The organism is Aporhodopirellula rubra (assembly GCF_014192335.1).
GTDB classification, from domain to species: Bacteria; Planctomycetota; Planctomycetia; order Pirellulales; family Pirellulaceae; genus Rhodopirellula; species Rhodopirellula rubra.
Map to the genome: position 1 here is coordinate 56,052 of NZ_JACHXU010000003.1, position 23,114 is coordinate 79,165.

The 23,114-nt window shown below is 57.1% G+C and carries 18 protein-coding genes and 1 pseudogene; 9 read left to right on the forward strand and 10 right to left on the reverse strand.

From position 1 onward, the window contains the following. Positions 1 to 67: 67 nt before the first annotated feature. A complete protein-coding gene (gene rsmA / locus FHS27_RS04965) occupies positions 68 to 1,255 on the reverse strand; it encodes a 16S rRNA (adenine(1518)-N(6)/adenine(1519)-N(6))-dimethyltransferase RsmA (RefSeq protein WP_246419116.1) in 1,188 nt (395 codons plus the stop codon). Positions 1,256 to 1,302: 47 nt separating this feature from the next. Further along, positions 1,303 to 1,929, reverse strand: a complete 627-nt coding sequence (locus tag FHS27_RS04970; protein WP_184302548.1) for a riboflavin synthase — start codon at positions 1,927 to 1,929, stop codon at positions 1,303 to 1,305. A gap of 240 nt (positions 1,930 to 2,169) precedes the next feature. Here FHS27_RS04970 and eno point away from each other — a divergent pair, with 240 nt between their 5' ends. The 5 genes from eno to FHS27_RS04995 all read left to right on the forward strand — a co-directional run bounded on the left by eno (position 2,170) and on the right by FHS27_RS04995 (position 8,344). Continuing rightward, the gene (gene eno / locus FHS27_RS04975; protein ID WP_184302551.1) at positions 2,170 to 3,450 is read left to right on the forward strand and encodes a phosphopyruvate hydratase; all 1,281 of its coding nucleotides are present in this window, start codon (positions 2,170 to 2,172) and stop codon (positions 3,448 to 3,450) included. Positions 3,451 to 3,870: 420 nt separating this feature from the next. Then, a complete protein-coding gene (locus tag FHS27_RS04980) occupies positions 3,871 to 4,506 on the forward strand; it encodes an RNA polymerase sigma factor (RefSeq protein WP_184302554.1) in 636 nt (211 codons plus the stop codon). 7 nt (positions 4,507 to 4,513) lie between these two features. Next, on the forward strand, positions 4,514 to 6,040 hold the full coding sequence (locus FHS27_RS04985) for a serine/threonine-protein kinase (RefSeq protein ID WP_246419118.1): 1,527 nt from the start codon (positions 4,514 to 4,516) through the stop codon (positions 6,038 to 6,040). A gap of 245 nt (positions 6,041 to 6,285) precedes the next feature. Beyond that, complete coding sequence (locus FHS27_RS04990) at positions 6,286 to 7,584, forward strand: hypothetical protein (protein WP_184302559.1); 1,299 nt, start codon at positions 6,286 to 6,288, stop codon at positions 7,582 to 7,584. A gap of 106 nt (positions 7,585 to 7,690) precedes the next feature. Beyond that, positions 7,691 to 8,344, forward strand: a complete 654-nt coding sequence (locus FHS27_RS04995) for a hypothetical protein (RefSeq protein WP_184302561.1) — start codon at positions 7,691 to 7,693, stop codon at positions 8,342 to 8,344. A 113-nt stretch (positions 8,345 to 8,457) separates the two neighbouring features. Here the strand turns inward: FHS27_RS04995 and FHS27_RS05000 are convergent, their stop codons facing one another. The 4 genes and pseudogenes from FHS27_RS05000 to FHS27_RS05010 all read right to left on the reverse strand — a co-directional run bounded on the left by FHS27_RS05000 (position 8,458) and on the right by FHS27_RS05010 (position 14,645). Then, positions 8,458 to 9,282: a c-type cytochrome gene (locus tag FHS27_RS05000; RefSeq protein WP_184302565.1), complete on the reverse strand. Its 825-nt coding sequence runs from the start codon at positions 9,280 to 9,282 to the stop codon at positions 8,458 to 8,460. 162 nt (positions 9,283 to 9,444) lie between these two features. Then, a complete protein-coding gene (locus tag FHS27_RS31600; protein ID WP_246419177.1) occupies positions 9,445 to 10,104 on the reverse strand; it encodes a class I SAM-dependent methyltransferase in 660 nt (219 codons plus the stop codon). Positions 10,105 to 10,146: 42 nt separating this feature from the next. Then, positions 10,147 to 13,260 (reverse strand): annotated as a pseudogene (locus FHS27_RS05005) (efflux RND transporter permease subunit); the annotation flags it as partial. After that, a complete protein-coding gene (locus tag FHS27_RS05010) occupies positions 13,257 to 14,645 on the reverse strand; it encodes an efflux RND transporter periplasmic adaptor subunit (protein ID WP_246419120.1) in 1,389 nt (462 codons plus the stop codon). The gene FHS27_RS05010 and the pseudogene FHS27_RS05005, both read right to left, overlap by 4 nt. Positions 14,646 to 14,903: 258 nt before the next feature. Here FHS27_RS05010 and FHS27_RS05015 point away from each other — a divergent pair, with 258 nt between their 5' ends. After that, on the forward strand, positions 14,904 to 15,389 hold the full coding sequence (locus FHS27_RS05015; RefSeq protein WP_184302571.1) for a MarR family winged helix-turn-helix transcriptional regulator: 486 nt from the start codon (positions 14,904 to 14,906) through the stop codon (positions 15,387 to 15,389). 141 nt (positions 15,390 to 15,530) lie between these two features. Here the strand turns inward: FHS27_RS05015 and FHS27_RS05020 are convergent, their stop codons facing one another. From FHS27_RS05020 to FHS27_RS05035, 4 genes are read right to left on the reverse strand one after another with little or no spacing between them, the layout of a single operon-like run. Next, positions 15,531 to 16,676, reverse strand: a complete 1,146-nt coding sequence (locus FHS27_RS05020; protein WP_184302573.1) for a sodium ion-translocating decarboxylase subunit beta — start codon at positions 16,674 to 16,676, stop codon at positions 15,531 to 15,533. 21 nt (positions 16,677 to 16,697) lie between these two features. Continuing rightward, positions 16,698 to 17,102 carry an OadG family protein gene (locus FHS27_RS05025; protein ID WP_246419121.1) on the reverse strand — a complete coding sequence of 135 codons (405 nt, stop codon included), beginning with the start codon at positions 17,100 to 17,102 and terminating at the stop codon, positions 16,698 to 16,700. Positions 17,103 to 17,110: 8 nt separating this feature from the next. After that, positions 17,111 to 17,491: a biotin/lipoyl-containing protein gene (locus FHS27_RS05030; RefSeq protein ID WP_184302579.1), complete on the reverse strand. Its 381-nt coding sequence runs from the start codon at positions 17,489 to 17,491 to the stop codon at positions 17,111 to 17,113. Between the two features lie 54 nt (positions 17,492 to 17,545). After that, positions 17,546 to 19,099 carry an acyl-CoA carboxylase subunit beta gene (locus FHS27_RS05035; protein WP_184302582.1) on the reverse strand — a complete coding sequence of 518 codons (1,554 nt, stop codon included), beginning with the start codon at positions 19,097 to 19,099 and terminating at the stop codon, positions 17,546 to 17,548. A 598-nt stretch (positions 19,100 to 19,697) separates the two neighbouring features. Here FHS27_RS05035 and FHS27_RS05040 point away from each other — a divergent pair. The 3 genes from FHS27_RS05040 (at position 19,698) to FHS27_RS05050 (ending at position 22,883) form a co-directional block, all read left to right on the forward strand. Further along, a complete protein-coding gene (locus FHS27_RS05040; protein WP_184302585.1) occupies positions 19,698 to 21,572 on the forward strand; it encodes a carbon starvation CstA family protein in 1,875 nt (624 codons plus the stop codon). 179 nt (positions 21,573 to 21,751) lie between these two features. Continuing rightward, positions 21,752 to 22,405: a DUF2238 domain-containing protein gene (locus FHS27_RS05045; RefSeq protein WP_184302588.1), complete on the forward strand. Its 654-nt coding sequence runs from the start codon at positions 21,752 to 21,754 to the stop codon at positions 22,403 to 22,405. A 55-nt stretch (positions 22,406 to 22,460) separates the two neighbouring features. Beyond that, positions 22,461 to 22,883 carry a GNAT family N-acetyltransferase gene (locus FHS27_RS05050; protein ID WP_246419122.1) on the forward strand — a complete coding sequence of 141 codons (423 nt, stop codon included), beginning with the start codon at positions 22,461 to 22,463 and terminating at the stop codon, positions 22,881 to 22,883. Positions 22,884 to 23,114: the final 231 nt, after the last annotated feature.

Here is a 23,114-nt window from a genome sequence, read left to right on the forward strand (position 1 = left end):
AATTTGACGCGAGCGGACGGCGCGTCTCGTCACGGGGTTGGGATACGTTCTGTAATGTCCAACCGGTCTAGGGAGCCGCCTTTATTTCGGCCTGCCGGAGAGCTTCGACGAGATCACCGATTTGCTTCAGGTCGAGTTCCTCGGCTCGTGCGGTTTCGCCATGGCCGAGCGAGGCGAGGACTTCATCGACGGCCGATTTATCCAGTCGTCCTTTGAAGGCACTGATCACCACGCTGCGGAGAAATTTGCGGCGGTGGAAGAACAGAGATCGCACGGTTTGATGAAAGAATTTCAAATCCGGGATGGCGTTGCGACGTTCGTGGTCGAGGTCCAACCGGATGATCGCGGATTCGACTTTGGGGCGTGGCCAGAAGACACCCGAGGAGAGCACACGAACGATTTCGGCGCTACAAACCGACTGCACCCAAACGCTCAAAGCGCCGTAGTCCTTTGAGCCGGGGCCCGCGATCATTCGTTCGGCGAGTTCTTTTTGGATGGTGACGACGATCCGGTCAGGCGGCGGGTTTTCGTGCAGCAGGTTGCTGACGATCGGAGTCGCGACGTTGTACGGCAGGTTCGCGACCAGCATGAATCGGCCGCTCTCGGGGAGTCGGGCTTTGGCGTCCCGGATGCTTTCCATGATGTCGGCGCGGAGCGAGTTTTTATTTCGCAACGCGTCGCCTTGGATCATCTTGACGTGCGGGTAGTCGGACAGTTCTTCGCCGGCCAACTCGTAGAGGTTTTTGTCGATTTCGACGGTCAAGATCGCGCCGGCTTGTTCGGCCATGATCGCGGTGAGTGACCCGACGCCGGTTCCGATTTCGAGAACCACGTCGTCCTGTTTGAGTTCAGCCGAGCGAGCGATCAGTTCGATCAGGTTGAGGTCAACGAGAAAGTTCTGGCCGTATTTCGAGACGGGACGCAGACCGGCGGAGGCTAATCGTTTGGAGAGGTAGCTTACCGTTTGCCGCGAACCCTGTTGGGCTCGCTTGGCACGGATGTAGGCGGCCTGCGATTGATCTTCGGGGTTGGATACGGGTTGGGGTTTTGGTTTTTTGGCCGATTTGCTTTTCCAGGCGTCATTGCTGGCGGGCGCAGGCGGCGTTGGATCGGGGGCCGGGCGACGATACTTGGATCGGTCTCGATCGAGCTTGATGATTTCTTCTTGCTCGCTGCCGGGGGCTTGGCTGTCCGGATTCGGCGCCGTCACGTTTTCGTCTTTGTTGGGGGCAGCCTGATCGGGATTGTCTTGCATTGGGGAGGCGCTGGAAGGGTTTTCGTTAGGCGTTTCGTCAGAGGGCTTCATCGGCTCGGCTGGGTTGTGCGTTGTTCCATCGACCGCTGCACGTATTTGGCGAGCAGGTCGGTTTCCAGGTTCACGGTGTCCCCAACACTTCGTTTACCGAGTGTGGTGACCGCGAGGGTGTGTGGAATTAGGGCAACAGTGAAGAAATCGTCACCGACATCGACCACGGTGAGGCTGATGCCGTCGACGGTGATGCTGCCTTTCGGGACCACTTGGACGGAGAATTCGGTGGGGATGGAGAATTTCAGGTTCGACCAGGGAGGATCGTCCACTCGTTCGATCAGTTGACCGGTGGCATCGACGTGGCCGGTGACGTAATGACCCCCCAAACGGTCACCGATGGCGAGGGCTCGTTCGAGATTGACCTGAGAGGTTCCGGCAACGAGTTTGCCCAGATTGGTGCGGCTGAGGGTTTCCTCGCCGGCCTCAAAGGAAAAAAGGTCCCCCTCGATCGCCACCACGGTGAGGCAGCATCCATTGATCGCGATGCTGTCGCCAATTTGCGTGTCGTCGGGGGTTCCGGGATTGCGAAACATCGGTGCGGCAACGGTGATGCGTTTGCCAGGGGGATCGTTTTCGATCGCGGCGACCGTGGCGAGAGTCTCAATCAGTCCGGTAAACATCGATAAGGGAGGTTGAAAGGTTGCTGGCGAAGGGTGACATGCTGCCGCGGGCAAGCCGGTTCGACAATCACGCCTGCGGGGTGTTCAATGCTGCCGTCATTGGACAAACTACGCGATGAAAACACAACGCCCAGCGTTTTGGCGGCCCCCCGTTTGTTTTGCGGTACATTTTGCGGCCGACCATCGGCTTATCCGATCACCTTTCTATTCCCCCATTACCTTCCAACCGATTAAAAAAACATGACACTGATCGAATCCATCCACGCTCGTCAAATTCTCGACAGCCGCGGCAACCCGACCGTTGAATGCGAAGTCACCCTGATCGATGGTGCAGCCGGCCGCGCCGCCGTCCCGAGCGGAGCGAGCACGGGGATCCACGAAGCCTGGGAATTGCGTGACGGCGACAAGTCCCTGTTCATGGGCAAGGGCGTTTCCAAGGCAGTTGATAACGTCAACGGCAAGATCGCCGAAGCCCTCGAGGGAATGGACGCGACGGATCAAGCCGCAGTCGACCAAGCGATGATCGCTCTGGACGGAACCCCCAACAAGAAAAACCTCGGCGCCAACGCCATCCTCGGTGTTTCTTTGGCGACCGCACACGCCGCCGCCGCATCGACGAACCAGCCCCTCTTCCGCTACCTCGGCGGATGTGGCGCCCGTCTATTGCCCGCACCGATGATGAACATCATCAACGGTGGCGAGCACGCCGACAACAATGTTGACGTGCAAGAATTCATGGTCATGCCACTCGGTTTCGAACGTTTCAGCGATGCACTTCGTTGTGGAACGGAAATCTTCCACAACCTGAAGAAAGTGTTGACCGACAAGGGTTACAACACCGCGGTCGGCGACGAAGGCGGTTTCGCACCTGACCTCAAGAGCAACCAAGAAGCTCTCGACGTGATCATGACCGCGATCGAGAAAGCCGGTTACAAACCAGGCGAACAAGTTTGGATCGCGTTGGATGCGGCTTCGACTGAGTTCTACGACGACAGCACGAAGAAGTACAAAGTCGATGGCAAAGAATTGTCGGGCGACGAAATGGTCGACTTCCTCGCTGATTGGTGTGCGAAGTACCCAATCTGCAGCATCGAAGACGGATGCAGCGAAGACGATTGGGACACCTGGAAGAAGCTCACCCTCAAACTCGGCGACAAGGTCCAACTCGTCGGCGACGATTTGTTCGTCACCAACGTCGAACGACTGCAACGCGGTATCGACGAAGGAATCGGTAACAGCATCCTGATCAAGGTGAACCAAATCGGTACGCTGACCGAAACGATCGATTCGATCCAATTGGCTGCCCGCAACGGTTACACCTCGATCGCCAGCCACCGCAGTGGTGAAACCGAAGACAGCACGATTGCCGACTTGGCCGTTGCTCTCTCGACCGGCCAAATCAAGACCGGTTCGGCAAGCCGTAGTGACCGGATGGCGAAGTACAACCAATTGCTCCGCATCGAAGAAATGCTCGGCGACGCAGCTCAGTACGGTGGACCTTTGTTCGCCGCCAAACTGTAGTTCGAACCCTCGAGCTGATTACAGAAGTCTCCCCGACCGGTTCGCCGGTCGGGTTGAGCGGCTCTTTTCTACGTTTGTGGTCTCGTAGCGTCCCGCCTGGCGGACGTTACTCGAGACAAACAATCTGCACGTGTGAGCAGTACGCACCGCGTCTCTTTCATCTGGTCCCGTCTTTCATTCGATCCTGAATGTTTCACGGATCCGTCTGCCGGGCAGCGAAAAACGAGCCTCTCATTCATGAGAGCTTGCGGTTTTGCAGTCTCATCGGACGTCCGTCGGGTACATTGCGGGACGTGCACGCTGGTTGAAAATCGAATTGTTCGAGCGAATGTTCGATTTTTTGAAAATGGAATGCAAGATCTGTGGCGGGCATGCGTGTGACTCTTTGAACAGTCAACCTCGCCCACTCGGGACCGTGTTTTGAATTTCGATTCCGCCACCACCGAACCGCAGACTCGGGAGAGTTTGCTGGTGCGTCTGCGAAACGCGGACGACGAGCTGGCGTGGGCGGAGTTTGCCGCCGTCTATGAGCCCGTGATTTACCGCATGGTCCAGAGGCGTGGTCTGCAGGACGCGGACGCCCGCGAAATCGTGCAAGAAGTTTTGATGTCGGTCGCGGCTTCGATCAAGCGGTTTGATGTTTCTGCCAAAGGTTCGTTCCGCGGATGGCTCAGCCGGATCACGCGAAACGCGACGATCGATCGATTGCGGTCGGTTCAGTCGCGACGCGAAATGGTCGGAGGCAGCAGCGTGGCTCGAATGATGGACGCCGTTGTCTCAAACAACGGCGACGGGTCGGGCAATCGACACGACGCGGAATTATCCCACGAGTTCGATCGCGATCATCGGCAGCAGTTGTTTCGCTGGGCCGCTGGCAAGGTGCGATCACGAACGGGTGAAATCGGATGGATCGCGTTTTGGAAAACGGCGGTTGAGGAACAACCGATTGCGGAGGTGGCCTCTGAATTGGGGATCTCCGAGGGTGCGGTGTATGTCGCGCGGTGCCGGATTCTAAAGCGGATCCGCGAACTCGTTCATCAACGGAGCAATGATTGAGAGCCTCATGATTGCAAAACAAAACCCTCACTTCGAAACGGATACGCTGCGAGAACTGCTTGACGAGCGATTGCCTCGCTCAGAAGCACAACGCATTGAGTCGCACCTCAACGATTGCGAGCATTGTCGAACGCAATTGCAGAATGTTGCGGGAGAGTCGATGTGGTGGGACGAAACGATCGAGGTGCTGGGCAATAGCACGTTCATCGAGCCGACGCGTGAACGCGGTTCGCGCTCGTCGGCCGACGCATCGTCTCCGCTGCATTCGCTCGACGCGTCTTTGGATTGGATTCGTCCGCTGCTGCAACCGCTGCCCGATCGAGTCGCAGATGGTGAGGTTGTTGCGGATGCGATCGGGCGATTGGATCAGTACCTGATTGACGGTGTGATCGGACAAGGTGGGATGGGGGTGGTGTTGCGGGGAACCGATCCGGAACTGAATCGACCGGTCGCAATCAAAGTCCTCTCGCCTCATTTGGCTGGCGTGGGCGCGGCGCGGATGCGTTTCATGCGGGAGGCCCAAGCTGCCGCGGCGATCGTTCACCCGTCAATCGTGCCGATTTACAGCGTCGTTCCGAACGGGAGATTGCCGTATTTGGTGATGCCATGCATCGCCGGTGGGAACTTGCAACAGCGTCTCGATCGTGAGGGACCGTTGGAGCTGACCGAGGTGCTGCCGATCGGTTTGCAGGTCGCGGAAGGTTTGTCCGCCGCACACAAAAACAGTGTCATCCACCGAGACATCAAGCCCGCGAACATCTTGGTCGAAGAAGGCAACGGCCGCGTCCTGATCAGCGATTTTGGACTCGCGCGAGCACTCGATGACGCCACGCTGACGTGCAGCGGAATGATTGCGGGGACGCCGCAGTACATGAGTCCCGAGCAGGCCCGCGGTGAGTCGTTGGACGCTCGCAGCGATTTGTTCAGCATGGGCAGTTTGCTCTACACGCTCGCAACAGGGCGACCGCCTTTCCGCGCCGAGTCGCCGCTCGGAGTGCTCCGCAAGATCACCGAAACGCGGGCCAAACCGATCCAAGAGATCAACGAACGGATGCCGGATTGGTTTGATGTGTTGGTGTCGCGATTCATGGACCCCGATCTTTCACGCCGCATCGCTTCAGCAGACGATGCGGTCACACTTCTGCGTGAGGTGAACGCGCACTTACGTAACCCGACCGCCGATCGACTGCCGCGTTCGCTGTGCGAACATCGTCGTTCGCCGTCGCTGCGATCGATCGTTTCGGCGACTTGTTTACTGGCGATGGTCGTGGCTGTTGTGATGTGGATCAAAGGGCCGGCTGACCCGATGCCGTTTAAGCGAGAGATTGCGAGGCCTGTTGTCTCGTCACCGCCCACCGCGACCGCGCCGCAGAGCGTTCCTCTATCGCCCACGCGTTTCACGGACGAATGGGAAGCCGTCCATCTCAATACCGAACTGAAATCGATCCAGGGTGTGTTAGACGTGTTGGAAAGCCAGTTCGAAGAAAGCGAATCAACGATTGATACCGACCGAAACTCAGGAGATCAGAAATGAAGGATGAAAACCAAGTGGACTCATTGGGCACCGAGGCAACGTCGCGGCGGAACCGAAACGGGTGGCATGTTTTGCTCGCGGCTTTTTTAGCTCTTCCCGTAACGGCGATTCTGGTTTGGTTGTGGATTCCTTCGTACTCCACGTCGGCGCAGGATCGCGATTCGAGACCCCGTTACCAAACACTGAGAACTGAACCACTTTCGTCGAACACGAGAGTATCTGATTGGAATCAGGCTCCACGGCCTATGACTGGGACACTCGATGCGGGGTCACGAAACAGCGGGAATCGTCAATCGGTGCCTGCGTCTGTTGCTCCCCCAGCATCCGATTTCGCCGCGAATCATCGTCTCGTTGTCGAGACCAGCTACCGCGAGGAAGCGTATCCGGTGACGGTGCCGTACACCGGTGAAAGCGGCAGACGGTCAACCAAAATGGAGACGAGAACACGGCGAGTTCCCGTCACAGTCCACCGCTGGGTCCCCGTAGACGGGAGTGCCGAACCGGATCAGATGCGAGCCTATCACGACGAGCGGATCTTGATGCTCGCCGGGCAACTGCGTGATAAGCCCAGTTCCGACTCCGACTCCAAAGAGGAGGAGGCGAAGTTGAGTGAACTACGCAAGCGATTGGATGCCGAATTTGTGCGGATGCACGAACGGCAAGCGGCGGAAATCGAGGCAACGCAGAAACGCCTCAGTGCCGTGAAGGAGGTTCATGAAAAACGAGGTGAAAATCAATCGCAGATTGTTCAGCGACGAATCGACCAGCTTCTCGGCCGAAGGGATCCGCTCGATTGGAATTATCGTTCGCCCGCGGTCGTCACGCCGCCCGCACCCCAACCACCATCGGCAGCGGTTTGGAGTGCAGACTCACCTAATCAGAGATTCCCTACGTTTGAAAACCGTTTTCAGGCCCCTCAACCTTTACCTCCGCAACCCTATCCATCGACCTCGGCATTGCTGCAACCTCGTGAGCCTTCTTTCGGTAGTGCAGCTTTTCCGACGCCGAACGTTTATCAACCGCCCGCCGCGTTGATTCCAAAAGAAGCGAGTGAGGCGACGGAGCCATCTCGTTTTGGGAACGTCAACGAAGTTTTCGAGGTGATCGCGAAGGCGAGCGAAGCCGAGTTGACGATCCAATCGACGAAGGTGCGGATGGATGAGGTCGCTGAGTTGTATAAGAAGGGGGCTCTTCCTCAGACGGAACTGCGAAAGGCGACGCTCGAACATGAGACGGCGAGAAAACGGTCGGCCGTGCTGCAGTTGCAGCTTCAGTCGATTCGGCGTGCATTGGCTCGTGAGGTTGAGAACGCCGAGAGGCGATTGGAAGACATTGCTGAACAACACGAGTCGAGGGAATCACCATTGACGGCGGCCGAGGAAATCGCGATCCAGCTAGAAAGCCGCAGAGCCAATTCAGCGATGGAAGCCGCCAAGGATGCGTTGACGCAATTCGATGAAGCGATGCGACTCATTCCGTCCCGTGATGAAGTTCAGCAACCAAACGAAACGCCTGAGGAGCTGAATCCCATTACGACCTACTGAACTCTTGTTTTGCGTGAAGCGGACGAGGTGACTCCGTTCGAAGGTGAGCGAGTCACCGTCGCGCGGAATGAGTTCGCGAGAGTGTTGCCACGGTAACAACACTGGCATGCAATACGTTAAATTAATCGTATCGCAATCAGTCATCACTTTCGCCAACGCGTGGATGCAAATGGATTCCATGGATCGAGCTTCGCGAATCGCAGTCTTCTTGCAATTTCTGCATGAAGCGAGCCGCCATGTGAAGAAAACGCGTGTGTCGTCCGACGATCCGCAGGTCCAGTTGATTCGTGGTGCGGTTGAGGAACATTCGGTCGATGACCAAGGCAAGCCCGCGATGTATCAAAGGTTTGAGAGTGCTTTGTATGACGATGCACAATCGATGGTCACGCTTTGGAGCTTCTTTGATCGCTATGAACTATCTGAGTTGCGCGAGTTTCAGCAATTGGTCGCGTTGGAGATTGCGGGGCTGACGGGTGACCGGCATCCTCGGAAAGTCTTCGATCGCTCGCCGTTTGGAATCGTCGTCCTCGTCGTGGGAACGGTCACGATCTGGATGACGTTCCTCAGAACCTACACGGGCGACGATCTGAGCGACCTCTTGGAATTAGTCCGATTCAACTGGATCGCCGGCAGCCTCTGGATCGTCGGTCTGTTCGTGGTGATCTGGTACATTCTCAAAACGCATCGCAACAACGTCCAGATCGCCTTGCTCTCGTCGATAGACCGCGCCTTGAACGTCTATTTGCGAGGTTCGGTTTAGCGTTGTGATTCCGCGCATTCCGGTGGTTGGCACCACCGGCATTGGTTGTGTCGGCCCTTCGGGCCTGGTGAATGAGGCGGTGTTTGCACGCTGAGCGGGGTTCGCGCCGCGTGCTACTGCTTTGTTTTGCCGTTGAAGACGCCTGTTTGGTTTTTGGGGGGGAGGTGTGCGTGGAGATTGAATTTAGGGCGGTCGTGGCTGTTGATGTAGGCGGCGATGTCGTGGGCTTCTTGTGGGGTTAGCAATGCGTCGTCGAGTGGCATTGCAACTTTAAGCCAGGAGGCGAGTTTGGGCACTCGGCTCAAACCGGCTCCGTCGTTGTACGATTCCTCGCCCCAAACCGGTGGCCCGTCGTCGCTGCCCAAACCGTTGTCGCCATGGCAGGACGCGCAGTTGTCTTCGTAGATAGGTTTGCCTCGGTTGATGTCACCGATGGACTCTTCCAAGGGCGGTACGTGATGAGGGCCGAGCGGTTTGTCGGGATTCATGCGGATCGGTTGGGCCGTCGACAACCAAGTAATGTAAGCGGTGATCGCGATCGCAACTTCGCTGCCGACGGGCGGGCGGATTCCGTTCTCACTTCTCATGAAACAATTGAGTGCTCGGTCCTGAAGCGTGATGACGCGTTCTTCTCGAGGTGACCACGCGGGGTACGCGGCGGCGACACCGAGGAAGGTGGCTGCCTCGGGATGCGTTCCGGAATCCAGATGACACGACGTGCAGTTGAGCGAATTGCCGACGTAGGCTTTCGAAAGCGGATGATCTTTGGTGTTTTCGACGATCTCTCGACCGAGTTCGATGACGCGGCTCAGTTCGCCGGGAGGCAGAGAACGCGATGTCCTCCCGGAATCGTTTGAGTCGTCGGCAATCGCCTGCGCCGAAACACAGGCGATGAACAGACTCGCGAGTGCCACCGATACGAGATCTCGAGCGGACATGTCAGGCAATTCCTATTCGGGCAACGTCGGAGCATTCCTAGGATGATGTAGCCGATGTCGTCCGGTTTCCGGCGACGCGGTTGGGGCGAATCCGGCGACCGTGCACCGGCACGTCATCTTTCGGAATGTTTGAGGCGGGTACCGCCTCGTCACTGTACGCGATTAAACCCGTTCGGCGATGAAGAACCATGCGTGCGGTCCGCCATCGCTGTAGTTGGCTTGCGTGTCTTGTCGAACGATGAATCGAGTTCGGGTCATCGATTCGATTTTCCAGTTGTCGGCGAACAATTCTCGGATCGCCGCTTCACTCAGTTTTCGTGGACCCTTACTGCCGGGTTCGAGTTCGCTGAAACACAGCACGAAGAGTTGGGAACCTGCGTGCGTTACTGCGGTGAGTTCATTGACATACTGTTGAAGGTCGTCATCGGAAAAACTGTGCAGTAGTCCGCTGTCGAGAACGTTGTCGAACTTCTCGTTGAGTTGCGAAAGTTTGAGAGCGTCGTGTTGCCCGAAGGTAACGTCGAGACCTCGCTCGCTGCTTTTGAGTTTCGCTGTTTCGATCGGACCTGCGAGGAAATCCACGCCCGTGACCGTGTGACCGCGTTCGGCAAAGAACAGTGAGTTTTCCCCCGTTCCACACCCGACATCGAGAATGGTTCCTTGGATGCGATCGGCAATGTCGACGAATACCGGTTGTGGTTTACCAATGTCCCAGGCCGGACGGTCATCGTACTTTTGCTGAAACTCGGATGCCGGAATGGTGCGTCCTGTGGAGGCCGGAGTGGCGGACGATGAGGACGGTTCCAAATTCGACGACGTCATTGTCACGCCCGCGTCGGTTGCCAATGCGGGTTGCTTCGCAAAGCGGCGAAGGACAACGTAGAAGACGGGAGTCAAAAACAGCCCGAACAACGTCACGCCCAACATGCCGCTGAAGACGGCGGTTCCGAGCACGCGTCGCATCTCAAAACCGGCACCGGTCGCGACTAACAACGGAATCACGCCGAGGATGAACGAGAACGCCGTCATGAGGATGGGACGCAAACGCATCCGGCACGCGTCGATCGCGGCTTGGAAGCGGTCCTTGCCTTTGTCTTCTTCGGCCTTGGCAAATTCAACGATCAAAATCGCATTCTTACACGCCAGCCCGATGAGCACGATGAAACCGATCTGCGTGAGGATGTTGTTGTCCATCCCTCGGAACCAGACACCGACCAATGCGAAGAGCAAGCACAACGGCACGATCAAGATAATCGCGAGTGGCAACAGCCAACTTTCGTATTGGGCCGCGAGTGCGAGGAACACGAACAGAACCGCCAGTGGGAACAGGAATACGATCGTGTTACCGGCTTGGCGTTCCTGGTAGGCGATTTCGGTCCATTCGAATCCGAACCCTGGCGGAAGACTGGTGGCGGCGAGCTCTTCCATCTTCGACAGCGATTGACCGGTACTGAATCCGGGAGATGTCGAACCGTTGATGTCGGCGGCGGGATAGAGATTGAATCGAACCAAACGGTCTGGTCCCGCGATTCGTTTGAGTGTCACGACCGAACCGAGCGAGACACTGGCCCCGCGGGTACTGCGTGTCCGCAGCCGCAAGATGTCACTCGCGTCGTCGCGGAATTCAGGTTCGGCTTGAGCGGTCACCCGGTAGGTTCGTCCGAGCAGGTTGAAGTCGTTGACGTAGGTCGACCCTAGGTAAACCTGCAAGGCTTCGAAAACATTACTGACTGGGATGTCGAGCATTTGAGCCTTGGTTCGATCGACGTCCGCGTAGATCTGTGGCACGCTCATACGCGAGTTCGTGAACGCTTGAACGATGCCGGGTTCTTGGTTCGCCTGGGCGACCATGTCTTCGGTGACTTGGTTGAGTACATCCAACCCCGCGCCGCTGCGGTCTTGCACGTACATCTTGAATCCGCCTCCTCGTCCGATCCCGCGGACCGGAGGTGGTGGAATGATGAAGATTTGAGCTTCGTTGATGGCGGCAACGTTCTGACGCATCTCGGCGACGATGGCTTCAACACTACGGCCTCGGGTGGCGCGTGCTTTAGCGTCTTCAAGGGGCAGGAACGTGACGGCCGCGTTCGGGCTGATGGTGAATGTGGAACCCGACAGGCCGACGATGCCGACCGCGTGAGCAACGCCGTCGATTTCGCTGCCGATCTTTGCAACCTGTTTCGTTACTTCGTCCGTGCGAGCGAGCGAGGCACCATCGGGGAGACGAATACTGACAATCACATAGCCTTGGTCCTGTTCCGGAATGAAACCCGTCGGCACCAGCGAGAAGCTGAATCCCGTCGCCACGAGCAGTCCGCCATAAAGCAGTAAGACGATTGCCGAACCGCGGACCAAACGGGCGACGATGCCAGCATAGAAGTTGCTGGTGCGGTCAAACGTTCGGTTGAACAAACGAAAGAACCAACCGAACAAAGTGTCGATCAGTTTGCCGAACCGGCCCTTTTCGGTGTCGGGAGCCTGCAACAGCAACGCACACAACGCGGGCGTCAGCGTCAGCGAAACGAAGGTCGAGATCGCCGTTGAGATCGAAATCGTCAACGCAAACTGCTGATAGAATTGCCCGCTGATGCTCGGGATAAAAATCGTCGGTACGAACACCGCGATCAGCACCAACGTGGTGGCGATCAGGGCAGAGCCGACCTCATCCATCGCCTTGTGAGCGGCTTCGCGTGGCGAGAAACCTTCGTTGATGAGACGTTCGACGTTTTCGACCACCACGATCGCATCATCGACCACAATCCCGATCGCCAGCACGAGTCCGAAGAGCGAGAGCGTGTTCAACGTCACGCCGATCATCTGCATGACTGCGAAAGTACCGATCAAGGAGATCGGAATCGCGACAACGGGGATGATCGTGGGACGCCAGTGATGCAAAAAGAGGAACACCGTCAAAACCACAAACAGTGTCGTGATCAAGAGCGTGAAGAACACCTCGCTGATGGATTCCTCGACGAAGTCCGTCGGATTGTAGGCGATCTCATAATCGACGCCTTCGGGGAAATCCGTTCGCATCGCCGCCATCGTTTGTTTGACTTCATCAGCGGTATCGACGGCGTTGGTTCCGGGACGTTGATAGATCAGTACCGCGATCGCCGGTTTGCCGTCGAGGTAACTCAAGCGTGAGTAGTCTTGAGCACCGAGTTCAACTCGCGCGACGTCGGCGAGCCGAGTCACGCGTCCGTCTTGGCCGCGTTTGACGATGATCTGACCGAACTCTTCGGTATCGGCCAATCGTCCTTGGGTGGTCACGTTGAGTTGAAAATCGCCGGTTTGGTCGGTCGGTGGTTGGCCGATCACACCCGCGGCGACTTGCACGTTTTGTCTGCGAATCGCTTCGACAACGTCGCCTGCGGTTAAGTCAACGTGGGTCATCTTTTCGATGTCCAACCAAATCCGCATCGCGTATTCGTTACCACCGGCGATACGGATGTCACCGACCCCGTCGAGACGCATCAGGGCATCACGAACACGCAAAAATGCGAAGTTACTGATGTAGAGTCCGTCGCGACTTTCGTCGGGAGACTTCAAGTGCACGACCATCAGCATGTCAGGAATTTGCTTGGTCGTCGTGACACCGATTTGACGGACAGCTTCCGGTAGACGTGATTCCGCAACGGCGACTCGGTTTTGCACCAGAACCTGTGCGTCGTCGAGGTCTGTTCCCAATTTGAACGTCACCGTTAACTGCATCGTGCCATCGGCGCTGGACGAAGATTCCATGTAGAGCATGTCGTCGACGCCGTTCATTTCTTGTTCGATCGGCGTGGCGACGGTGTCAGCGATGACCTGCGGGGTCGCCCCGGGATAGCTGGCGCGAACTAGGATCGTGGGCGGTGCGACGTTGGGATACTGCGAGACCGGTAGGTTGAAATACGTGATCCCGCCGATGAGCACGATCAGAAACGACAGCACCGACGCGAAGATCGGTCGTTCAATGAAGAAGTGTGGGAATTTCATGAAAAGTCTCCCGTCGCAGGCGGATGTGCCACTGCGGTGCCGGATTTCGATCCGGTATCAGGAGTCAGCCATTCATTCCTCGGAACGCTTTCGTAGTCGTCGGGCAATCCGTCTTCCACGACTTCGATGGTGCCTTCGATCGTTTTAACTTCCATCTCCGGGCGAGCTTGCAAAAGTCCTTCCGTGACGAGCGTTTCATCACCGACCAGCCCACTGCGAACGACCCGTAGTCCGTCGACGATCGGACCTACCTTCACGGCGCGGCGTTCGATGACCGAATCGTTGACGACGTAAACGAACTGAGACGCTTGGTCGGTGCCGATCGAGGAGTCCGGAATCAACACCGCCTCGTACGCTGAACTGCCGGGGATCCGAACACGGGCGAACATACCCGGCAGCAGCACTTGGTCTTCGTTGGACAGGATACAGCGGGCACGCATGCTCGCGGTGTCGACGTCGAATCGGTTATCGACGAAATCCATGTGTCCCGTATGAGGAAACCCGGTCTCGTCGACGAGACCGAGGAAGACCGGGTTCTTGGCAACGCGAGAACTTTGCCGCTCGCCCGATGCCGCCAAGCGGATGTACTTCAGTACTTCCTGTTCGTTTGCATCAAACGTGCAGTAGATGGGATCGACGGAAGTGATGGTGGTCAGCAAGGTGGGTGACGCGGTTCCACCGCTGATCAGGTTCCCTTCGTTGACATATTCACGGCTGATCCGACCGGTGATCGGCGATGTGATACGTGCGTAGTCGAGGTTCAGTTGTGCGGTGTCGATTCCTGCCTGGGCCGCTTCGATGGCGGCTTTGGCGGTTTCGATCATGGCTTGCGCCGATCGGATTCCCGCACGGGCGGCCTCCGTATCGGCTTTGGCTTGGAGGTATTCGGCTTCGCGTTGGTCGAGTTCTTCGGCGCTGGTCGCGTTTCGCTGCATCAAGGTTCGGGCCCGTCTGACTCTCGCGTCGGCGAGTTGCACCCCAGCGTCGGCTTGCAATCGTTGAGCCTCGGCCTCACCCATGCCAGCCTCTGCCTGTTGAAGTTGCGATTTGGCTTGGCTCATCGCGGCTTTTGCCGAATCCAAATCGGCCTGGAAGGGACGCGGGTCGATCACAAACAGCAGGTCGCCTTCGTTAACGATTTGCCCTTCGTCAAAGTGAATCGATTTGAGGTAGCCGCTGACGCGGGCCCGAATTTCCACAAACTCGATCGGTTCCAGACGACCGGTGTAGGAGTCCCACTCGACGATCTTTTTGGTGATCGGCTTTGCGACAGTGACGGTGACGGGTGGGCGTGGCGGCGGGCCCTGTTGTCCGCGATCGCAGCCGATCAGCAGGAGCGTCACAAGACTCAGGAAGGTTGTGAATCGTGGGCGAGGTGTATTCAAGGCTGTGACTGAATGTTGTGTAAAAGACGCGGGCATGCTCGATCGCATTGGATAAATCACGCGGAAGTGGCAGGTGACTTCTCTACATGTCGAAGTGGCGATGGCGTCCGCAACGGGGTAACGGACACGGACGTTCAGGATGGAAAACGCTCTGAAAACCAGACTGACACTGGAAATCAGGGGCGGGTTCATTTTGAGCGGAAATGTTTTATTGATAAGATACTTGCCGGTCAAGCTCTTAGCGATAAGATTGACGGAATGAACCTTCGCGAGGAACTCAAACGACCGGTCCCGTTCGCCTCCTTAGAGCAGGAAACTCTCCTTAATCTGCTGCGTGTTGGTGACCAGCTCGACAATAAGGTGTCCCGGTTGTTCCGCACCCACGGGCTGACGTTGTCACGTTTCAATGTGCTGAGAAACCTGGATCTGGCGGATCGGCCGCTGACGTGCGGTGAGATCGGTGAACGGATGATTCAGGTTGTTCCCGCGGTCACGTCGTTGGTCGATCAGCTCGAAAAACACGATCTCGTGGTCCGCCGACGATGCCAGAGGGATCGCCGTGTCGTCTATATCGCCATCACCGAGGAGGGGCGGCGGTTGTGCGAAGAGTTGAGAGATCCGCTCGATCAGCTCGAAATGCGGCTGATGGGAAAGATGACCCAGAAAGACTTGAAATCGCTGATCCGTCTTTTGGGAAAGGTGCGAGCGTCGATCGCGTCGGCGGAAGAAGCCGACGCGGGCTGATTGCCCGTGGAGATCGTTGGTTGTCGCCGAATCCGCGTGCCTAATGCGACGAGCCTGCCCAATGCGACGAACCTGCCCAATGCGACGAGCCTGCATGCCCAATGCAATCAGTGCGTTGGGCCAGTTCTAGCGACGGTCGGCTTACTTCACCAATTGTGACCAGAGGACACCGGCGGCGATTGCCGATCCGATCACGCCGGCGACGTTGGGGGCCATCGCGTGCATGAGGAGGAAGTTCTGCGGATCGTTCTGTTGGCCGACCATTTGCACGACGCGGGCTGAGTCGGGAACCGCCGACACGCCTGCGGCGCCGATCAGCGGGTTGATTTTCTCGGTCAAGAACAGGTTCATGAACTTGGCGAACAGAACACCACTCGCGGTCGCAACGGCGAAGGCCAACGCCCCCAAGCAGAAGATCAGGATCGAGGCGGGGGTGAGGAAGTGTGACGCACTCGTGCTCGCTCCCACGCAGAACCCCAGCAGGATGGTGACGATGTCGATCATTCCGGAGCGTGCGGTGGCGGCGAGTCGATCGGTGACGGTGCACTCTTTCAGCAGGTTTCCGAAGAACAGCATTCCGATCAGCACAATCGCACCGGGGGCGAGCATGGTGCAGACGAGGAATGCGATCACGGGAAAGATGATCCGTTCGCGCGTGGAGACTTGTCGTGAGGGTTTCATGCGGATCTTGCGTTCGGCTTTCGTCGTCAGCAGCGTCATGATGGGCGGTTGGATCACGGGGACCAACGCCATGTAGGAGTAGGCCGCGATCGCGATGGCGCCGAGCAAGTCGGGGGCGAGTTTGGATGAGAGGAAAATGGCGGTCGGTCCGTCCGCACCACCGATGATGCCGATCGCGCCGGCTTCATTAGGGCTGAACCCGAGAACGAGTGCGCCGAGGAATGTGAGGAACACGCCAATCTGGGCTGCTGCGCCGAGGAGAATCAGTTTCGGGTTGGACAACATCGTGGAGAAGTCCGTCATCGCACCGATGCCCAAGAATATCAACGGCGGGTAAACACCTTTGGCGACCCCGAAGTAGAGATACTGCATCACACTGCCCTCGTCGTAAACGCTCAACGGCATTCCCGGAACTGCGGGGATGTTGCCGACGACGACGCCAAATCCGATCGGTACGAGAAGCAGTGGTTCGTAATCTTTCGCGATCGCCAGAAAGATAAAAATCAATCCAACGACGATCATGATCACGTTGCCGAGTTCAAGGCTGCCGAAGGCAGTCGTCTTGAGTAACTCGCCGGCTTTGGAAAGCAAAAATTCGGTGTTCATCAATTTTCTCTTCGCAGTCGATTATCGATTGCGTGTTTGCAGACGGTGGGAAGCGTGATGCCGGATACGCCCTTCGAGCGTCCACGCGAGTTCCGAGGTAGTCAGTTGTCGGGTCCGAACGATTCGGACCGGACCAGGTTCGGCTTCCGCAACGGCGGCAGCAATGATCGCCAGAATGTGTCCGGGGATCGTTCCATCGTCGGTGGCCGCGGGAGTCGGTTTGGGAGCCTGTTTCGGTTTGGCGGCGTGGTGGTTGGATTCGGGAAAGACTTTCTCGAGCACACCCATCGCGAATGGGAATGCGCTAATGATGGTGATCAATACGATCAGTGCGAGGAATACAACGATCATGCCCATGACCGCCAACGGGATGCCGGTCTCTAAGAACAGCGGGGCGAAGCGAGACGTGTCGGCTTCAGCAATCATCGCCATGTTCATTCGAGTTCCACCAACACTTGACCTTCGGCGACGGACTCACCGGCTTTGACGTGAACCTTGGCAACCTTCGCGGGTGCTGGGGCGATGATTTGGTTTTCCATCTTCATCGCTTCGAGCACGAGCAGCAGTTGTTCTTGTTCGACATCCTCGCCATCGGTGACATCGACGGACAGCACAACGCCCGCCATCGGGCTGGTGATCGAACCGGCTTTGATCGGCGGTCGGGGGCTGCTGTCAGCACGTTTCACCGGAGCGGCCGGTTGAGACGGTGCGGGGGCGGCCAAGGGTGCCGGTGAGGAGGTGCCGCCGGGTTCGTCCATCCGTTCGACGGTGACTTCGTAGGCCTTGCCTTCGACGGTGATTTTGAGCTTTTTCATACTTTTGCTTTCAAGCGTCTAACGGTTCTATCGTGATGGGTCGAGAGTTGCCGGTTACAGCGGGATCAAACCGTGTTTCTTAGGCGGTCGTGTTTCGCTTTTCATTAATGTGCTGCGGAGCGCTAGCGAAACGTTCGCGCGGGTCGTCGATGGCTCGATCACGTCGGTGATCATACCACGAGATGCAGCCATATAAGGTGACGCGAATTGATCGTGATACTCCTTGACCAGTTCCGCGCGTTTGGCGGATTTGTCTTCGGCGGCTTCGATTTCGCGTCGGTATAAAACGTTGGCGGCGCCGTCGGCGCCCATCACCGCGATCTCCGCAGTCGGCCATGCGAATACCACATCGGCACCCATGTCGCGGCTGCACATCGCGAGGTAAGAGCCACCGTATGCTTTGCGGACGATGACGGTAATTTTGGGGACGGTGGCCGCACAGTACGCGAACAACATCTTGGCACCGTGACGGATGATGCCGCCCTGTTCCTGTTGCACGCCCGGTAAGAATCCGGGGACGTCGACGAGTGTGAGGAGAGGAATGTTGAACGCGTTGCAGAACCGAATGAATCGGGCCCCCTTGTCCGACGCGTCGATGTCGAGCGTTCCTGCTTTTACTTTCGGTTGGTTGGCGATCACACCGACAACGATGCCATCGACACGAGCAAACCCGACGAGAAGATTCGGTGCAAACTGTTGATGGACTTCCAAGAACTTCCCATCGTCAACGACGCGTTGAATGATCGGCATCATGTCCATCATGCCCTTGGCGTCCGCCGGGACGAGGGTGTCCATGACCGGATCGGGTTCGAGGTTGATGTTTTCGGCAGGCATGTGGGGTGGGTTGTCGAGATTGTTCGCCGGGAGGTACGACAACAATTCGTGAACCAACTCGATCGCGTGAGCATCGTTGTCGGCGACGAAGTGAACATTGCCACTGATCCCCGCATTGGCGGCGGCACTGCCGATCTCTTCCATGGTGGTTTCGACACCGGTTGCCGCTTTGATGACCTGCGGACCGCAGATGAACATGCTCGCGTTGTCGCGGGTCATGATCAGGAAGTCCATCAAGGCGGGAGAGTAGGCTGCTCCACCGGCACAGGAGCCCGCGATCACGGCAATTTGTGGAACGAGTCCTGATAAAGCGACGTTGCGATAGAAGACTTGACCGTAGCCCGACAAAGCGTCGACGCCTTCTTGAATTCGGGCACCCCCGGAGTCATTGATCGCGACGAAAGGCAGCCCGCAATTCAAGGCATAGTCCATCACATCGCAAATCTTTTTCGCGTGTCGTTGTCCGAGTGCTCCGCCGCCGATCGTGAAGTCTTGGGCGAATCCGGCAACGGACCGCCCGTTGACTTGGCCGACGCCGGTGACGACGCCGTCACCGGGCAGCGTTTTCTTTTCCATGCCGAAGTCATGGCAGGCGTGTTCGACGTGCATGCCCCATTCCTGGAACGTGCCTTCTTCAAACAGCAGGTCGAAGCGTTCGCGAGCGGTCAGAGCCCCTTTCGCGTGGACCTTTTTGATCCGTTCTTCTCCCCCGCCGAGCATTCGCTCGCTACGCCGTTTTTGTAAATCTTCGAGAAGCGATTTTTCGATGGTCATCTTGCTTTTACGATTGCGTCCAAACGAGTCAGGGTCTGTCGCGAAACATTCACGCAGCGAGGGTCTTGGGGGCCCAAGAATCGTGATCGACGTGATGTATGTGCAACGTAACAATCGGCCGATTTGATGTCATCACTGAACGTCACCGGCCCGGTGTGAGCGAACTTGCACAGGCGTTGTGGGTGCCTGTGTGTGGTCTTAGCGGAAGATCGGTTTCCCGTCGTGCGATCCCCTGTGCGGATATGCCACTGGGGACGGTTTGTTTTTATGCCGCACACATTCCGTTTTAGGTGGTTTGATTTCACGTTGGATTCACTTCGATACCCCATTCGAAAGTGGTCGCGTCGATTGACGGAAAATGTATAGAGAGCGGTTCGGGCGACGGAACGGTTGTTCAGACACCGTTTCCCTCCTGGGAACTGTTCTAGCATGCGGCAGCGGACCGATGTTGCGGCGACGTGCTCACGTTGGGACGGATCGAAAACACGGCGACCGTCTATCTCGGCGAGTCGGATGCGAATACGATCTGTCGTGTCCCTGGGGAGTTTTCTGAGCCCGTAAGTGGTTTTACAGGCACTTGATTTTCTGAAGAGAGTCTATGAGCACACTGTTTGTTGCGATCGCATCGATGATTGGTTTTGTCATTGCGTATCACACCTATGGCCGTTTTTTAGCGAAGAAATTATTCGCTTTGGCGGACGATGAGCCGATGCCGAGCGTGGTTCAGCGTGATGACGTTGACTTTGTGCCGACGGACCGCAGCGTCGTGTTGGGGCACCACTTCACGAGTATCGCGGGAACGGGGCCGATTGTGGGACCTGCGTTGGCGGTGTTCTGGGGTTGGTTGCCGGCTTTGTTGTGGGTGATCTTTGGTTCGATTCTTGTCGGAGGTGTGCACGATCTCGCGGCCCTGGTGATCTCGATTCGCAACCGCGGAGAATCGGTGGGGCAGGCGGCCGGACATCTGATTTCACCTCGCGCGAAATTGTTGTTTCTTATCGTGCTGGCGATGGCGCTTTCGATCGTGTTGGCAGTCTTTGGGCTGGTGATCGCGATCATATTCAAACTGTATCCCGAGTCGGTGTTAAGCGTTTGGACGGCGATGCCGGTCGCGATCGTGATCGGATATTTCGTGATCCGTCGTGGCAAGAATTTGGTCGTTCCCTGTTTGCTCGGGCTCGGCGTTTTGTACCTGACGGTGTATCTCGGCGCGTATCGTTTGCCGCTTGATATTGCTGACGTTCTGCCGACGGGCAGCACGTACGCGACGCCGGTGGTGGTTTGGACCGGTTTGTTGCTCGCGTATGCGTTTGTGGCCTCGGTATTGCCGGTTTGGTTGTTGTTGCAACCGCGAGATTTCATCAACAGTCTGCAGTTGTTGGTGGCGTTGGTTTTGCTCGTCGTCGGATTGGGCGTGGCGTCGTTCAGTGGCGACGCCGATTTGATTGCGTCGGCACCCGCGATCGCGTCGGAGATACCGGCCGATGCCCCTCCGATCTTCCCGTTTCTCTTCATCACGATCGCCTGCGGCGCGTGTAGTGGTTTTCATTGTATGGTCAGCAGTGGGACGACGAGCAAGCAATTGCGGGTCGCTACGGACGCTCAACTGGTCGGCTACGGGTCGATGCTCGGTGAGGGAATGTTAGCGGTGTTGGTGATTTTGGCGTGCTGCGCCGGAGTCGGGATGGGGCGGTTGGAACGCACCGTGGTGGACGGCGAGACCGTGATCACGCGTGATTCCACAATGGCTTCCTCCAGTGCAACGGATGGTTCGGCGTCATGGCGGTCCTATTACCGGACCGGACGAACGGTTGCGGCCTCGGCGGAGGTTGGGGCGGGCGAGTCTGGAGAAGCAGCCACGCAGGCCGACCAAAGCGGTGGATGGCGAAAACAGGGGCTCGATAAAAAGTTAGGCGCGTTCATCGATGGTGGGGCCAACTTTTTGTCGTCGATCGGCGTTCCGTTGAAAATGGGTGTGGCGATCATGGCCGTGATGGTCGCCTGTTTCGCCGCTACGACGCTCGATACGGCGACTCGTTTGCAACGTTATGTACTCAGTGAGTTGTTCACGTCGGCGGGATTCACGTTGGGAGCGAATAAATTCGTTGCGACGGGGATCGCGGTCACGGTGGCGTTGTTGATTGCGATCTTCGCGGGTGATGCACCCGGGAAAGGTGGTTTGTTGTTGTGGCCGCTGTTTGGGGCGACGAATCAATTGCTCGCCGGTCTCGCGTTGATGGTGGCGGTGTTTTACCTCGCACGTCGGAGTCGCCCGATTGCGTTTTTGGCGATCCCGATGTTCATGATGCTGTTGATGCCGGCATGGGCAATGACGTTTGACCTCGTGGAGAACTGGTGGCCGGCAGGCGATTGGGTTTTGGTCTGTTTCGCACTCGCGGTGTTGGCGTTGCAGTTTTGGATGGTATTGGAAGGTGTGATGTTGTGGCGGCGAGAGAAAACGTTTCGCTCGTAGGTATGACGCATGACTCGCGTGAGAATCAACGCGGGCGTTAGCGCGGTGATCGAGACCATCCTGATCGAAGCGTTTTGAAGGTGAGTGTAACGTTCTCCGGTACGCGTCTACGTGTGTGAGGTGCGGTGCTGTTCGGGAAGTCTGTTTGCACACGGGGCCGGTTTGTAGGAGAGCGATCGATGTCCTTGCGATTCATATTGATCGGTTTGACGGCGTTGGCGATTCCGTTGTCGTTCGTCGCCGCACCTTATCCGAACGAGTTGTTGCTTCAGCACGTTCCGACTGTGATCGGCGTTGTGTTGCTCGTGATTGCAGCGAAGCGATATCAGCCATCGGATGTTGCACTGGGGTGTTGTCTCGCGTTTCTTTGGCTGCATCTCATCGGAGCTCGGTGGATTTATTCGTACGTTCCTTACGATGACATGTTTCAAATGCTGACCGGGCACACGTTGACCGAGACGTTCGGTTGGCAGCGAAACCACTACGACCGAATGGTTCACTTTGCGTCAGGAGTTCTCGGTCTGCCGCCAATCTCGAATTTCTTGCAATCGTATTGTCATGTTTCGCCGGCTTCCGCTGCGTTTCTATCGGTGGCGTGTGTGTTGGCGATCGGAGCGGGGTACGAGATTCTCGAGTGGCAAATCGGAATGACGTTTTCACCTGAGATGGCGGAGTCGTATAACGGTCAACAGGGTGACATGTGGGACGCACAGAAGGACATGGCCCTAGCCGGGTTGGGAGCAATCATAACGGTACCGTTGATCTATCGCTGGGTGCCCAACCCTGTCACGCCATCGGGGGTTCGGAAAAACGAATCGATGCCACGGACGTGAATCAAATTTCGTTGTCGGGGTTTGTGGATCTTTGTTTCGATTGACATGACGTGCGATGATCACAATACGACCTGCCGTTGAGTCGGACACGCCTCGGATTGCGCGAGTCTATCAGGACTGTTTGAGCACCGCGGAGTGGATGGCGGAGGTGCGGCCGGAGTTGATGGACTACGAACGAGTGACGGCGGGAGAAATGGTTTTTGTTGCCGTGGATCCGAGTGGTGACATCGTTGGTTTTCTTTCGATTTGGCGGCCGGAGTGTTTCGTGCATCACCTCTACGTGTCCGAGTCGATGCGGCGTCTAGGCGTGGGCAAGGCACTGTTGGCTTCGCTGGACAGTTGGCTGCCGCGGCCGTGGACACTTAAGTGTAGTTTTGAGAACGCGTCTGCTCTGAAGTTTTATCAATCGCTCGGCTGGATGATTGCGAGCGAGGGTGAGAACGAAGACGGCCGGTATTATTTGATGATCTATCGATAAGTGCGAGTGATTGGTTGGAGACGAGGCACTTGGTGAGCGGTCCGTTTGATCAAGTGTGAGCGTGGTATTGGGGGGAAGTGCCCACTGTGTCACTGAACAGATTTCGAGTGACGATCGTCCATCACCGTGAGTTTGCGAGAAGATAAATTTGCATGGGGGGCTGGCGGACGGCTATGATTAGTGAGCCTTACCCCACTCCTCGGGGTGCGGGAACTCATCGTCGTTCCGACA

What these genes read in the sequence shown, in the direction of transcription:
- rsmA (WP_246419116.1), bottom strand. Translation starts at nt 1,255, where the DNA reads ATGCAAGACAATCCCGATCAGGCTGCCCCCAACAAAGACGAAAACGTG.
- FHS27_RS04970 (WP_184302548.1), bottom strand. Translation starts at nt 1,929, where the DNA reads ATGTTTACCGGACTGATTGAGACTCTCGCCACGGTCGCCGCGATCGAA.
- eno (WP_184302551.1), top strand. Translation starts at nt 2,170, where the DNA reads ATGACACTGATCGAATCCATCCACGCTCGTCAAATTCTCGACAGCCGC.
- FHS27_RS04985 (WP_246419118.1), top strand. Translation starts at nt 4,514, where the DNA reads ATGATTGCAAAACAAAACCCTCACTTCGAAACGGATACGCTGCGAGAA.
- FHS27_RS04990 (WP_184302559.1), top strand. Translation starts at nt 6,286, where the DNA reads ATGACTGGGACACTCGATGCGGGGTCACGAAACAGCGGGAATCGTCAA.
- FHS27_RS04995 (WP_184302561.1), top strand. Translation starts at nt 7,691, where the DNA reads ATGCAATACGTTAAATTAATCGTATCGCAATCAGTCATCACTTTCGCC.
- FHS27_RS05000 (WP_184302565.1), bottom strand. Translation starts at nt 9,282, where the DNA reads ATGTCCGCTCGAGATCTCGTATCGGTGGCACTCGCGAGTCTGTTCATC.
- FHS27_RS31600 (WP_246419177.1), bottom strand. Translation starts at nt 10,104, where the DNA reads ATGACGTCGTCGAATTTGGAACCGTCCTCATCGTCCGCCACTCCGGCC.
- FHS27_RS05015 (WP_184302571.1), top strand. Translation starts at nt 14,904, where the DNA reads ATGAACCTTCGCGAGGAACTCAAACGACCGGTCCCGTTCGCCTCCTTA.
- FHS27_RS05020 (WP_184302573.1), bottom strand. Translation starts at nt 16,676, where the DNA reads ATGAACACCGAATTTTTGCTTTCCAAAGCCGGCGAGTTACTCAAGACG.
- FHS27_RS05025 (WP_246419121.1), bottom strand. Translation starts at nt 17,102, where the DNA reads ATGATTGCTGAAGCCGACACGTCTCGCTTCGCCCCGCTGTTCTTAGAG.
- FHS27_RS05030 (WP_184302579.1), bottom strand. Translation starts at nt 17,491, where the DNA reads ATGAAAAAGCTCAAAATCACCGTCGAAGGCAAGGCCTACGAAGTCACC.
- FHS27_RS05035 (WP_184302582.1), bottom strand. Translation starts at nt 19,099, where the DNA reads ATGACCATCGAAAAATCGCTTCTCGAAGATTTACAAAAACGGCGTAGC.
- FHS27_RS05040 (WP_184302585.1), top strand. Translation starts at nt 19,698, where the DNA reads ATGAGCACACTGTTTGTTGCGATCGCATCGATGATTGGTTTTGTCATT.
- FHS27_RS05045 (WP_184302588.1), top strand. Translation starts at nt 21,752, where the DNA reads ATGTCCTTGCGATTCATATTGATCGGTTTGACGGCGTTGGCGATTCCG.
- FHS27_RS05050 (WP_246419122.1), top strand. Translation starts at nt 22,461, where the DNA reads ATGATCACAATACGACCTGCCGTTGAGTCGGACACGCCTCGGATTGCG.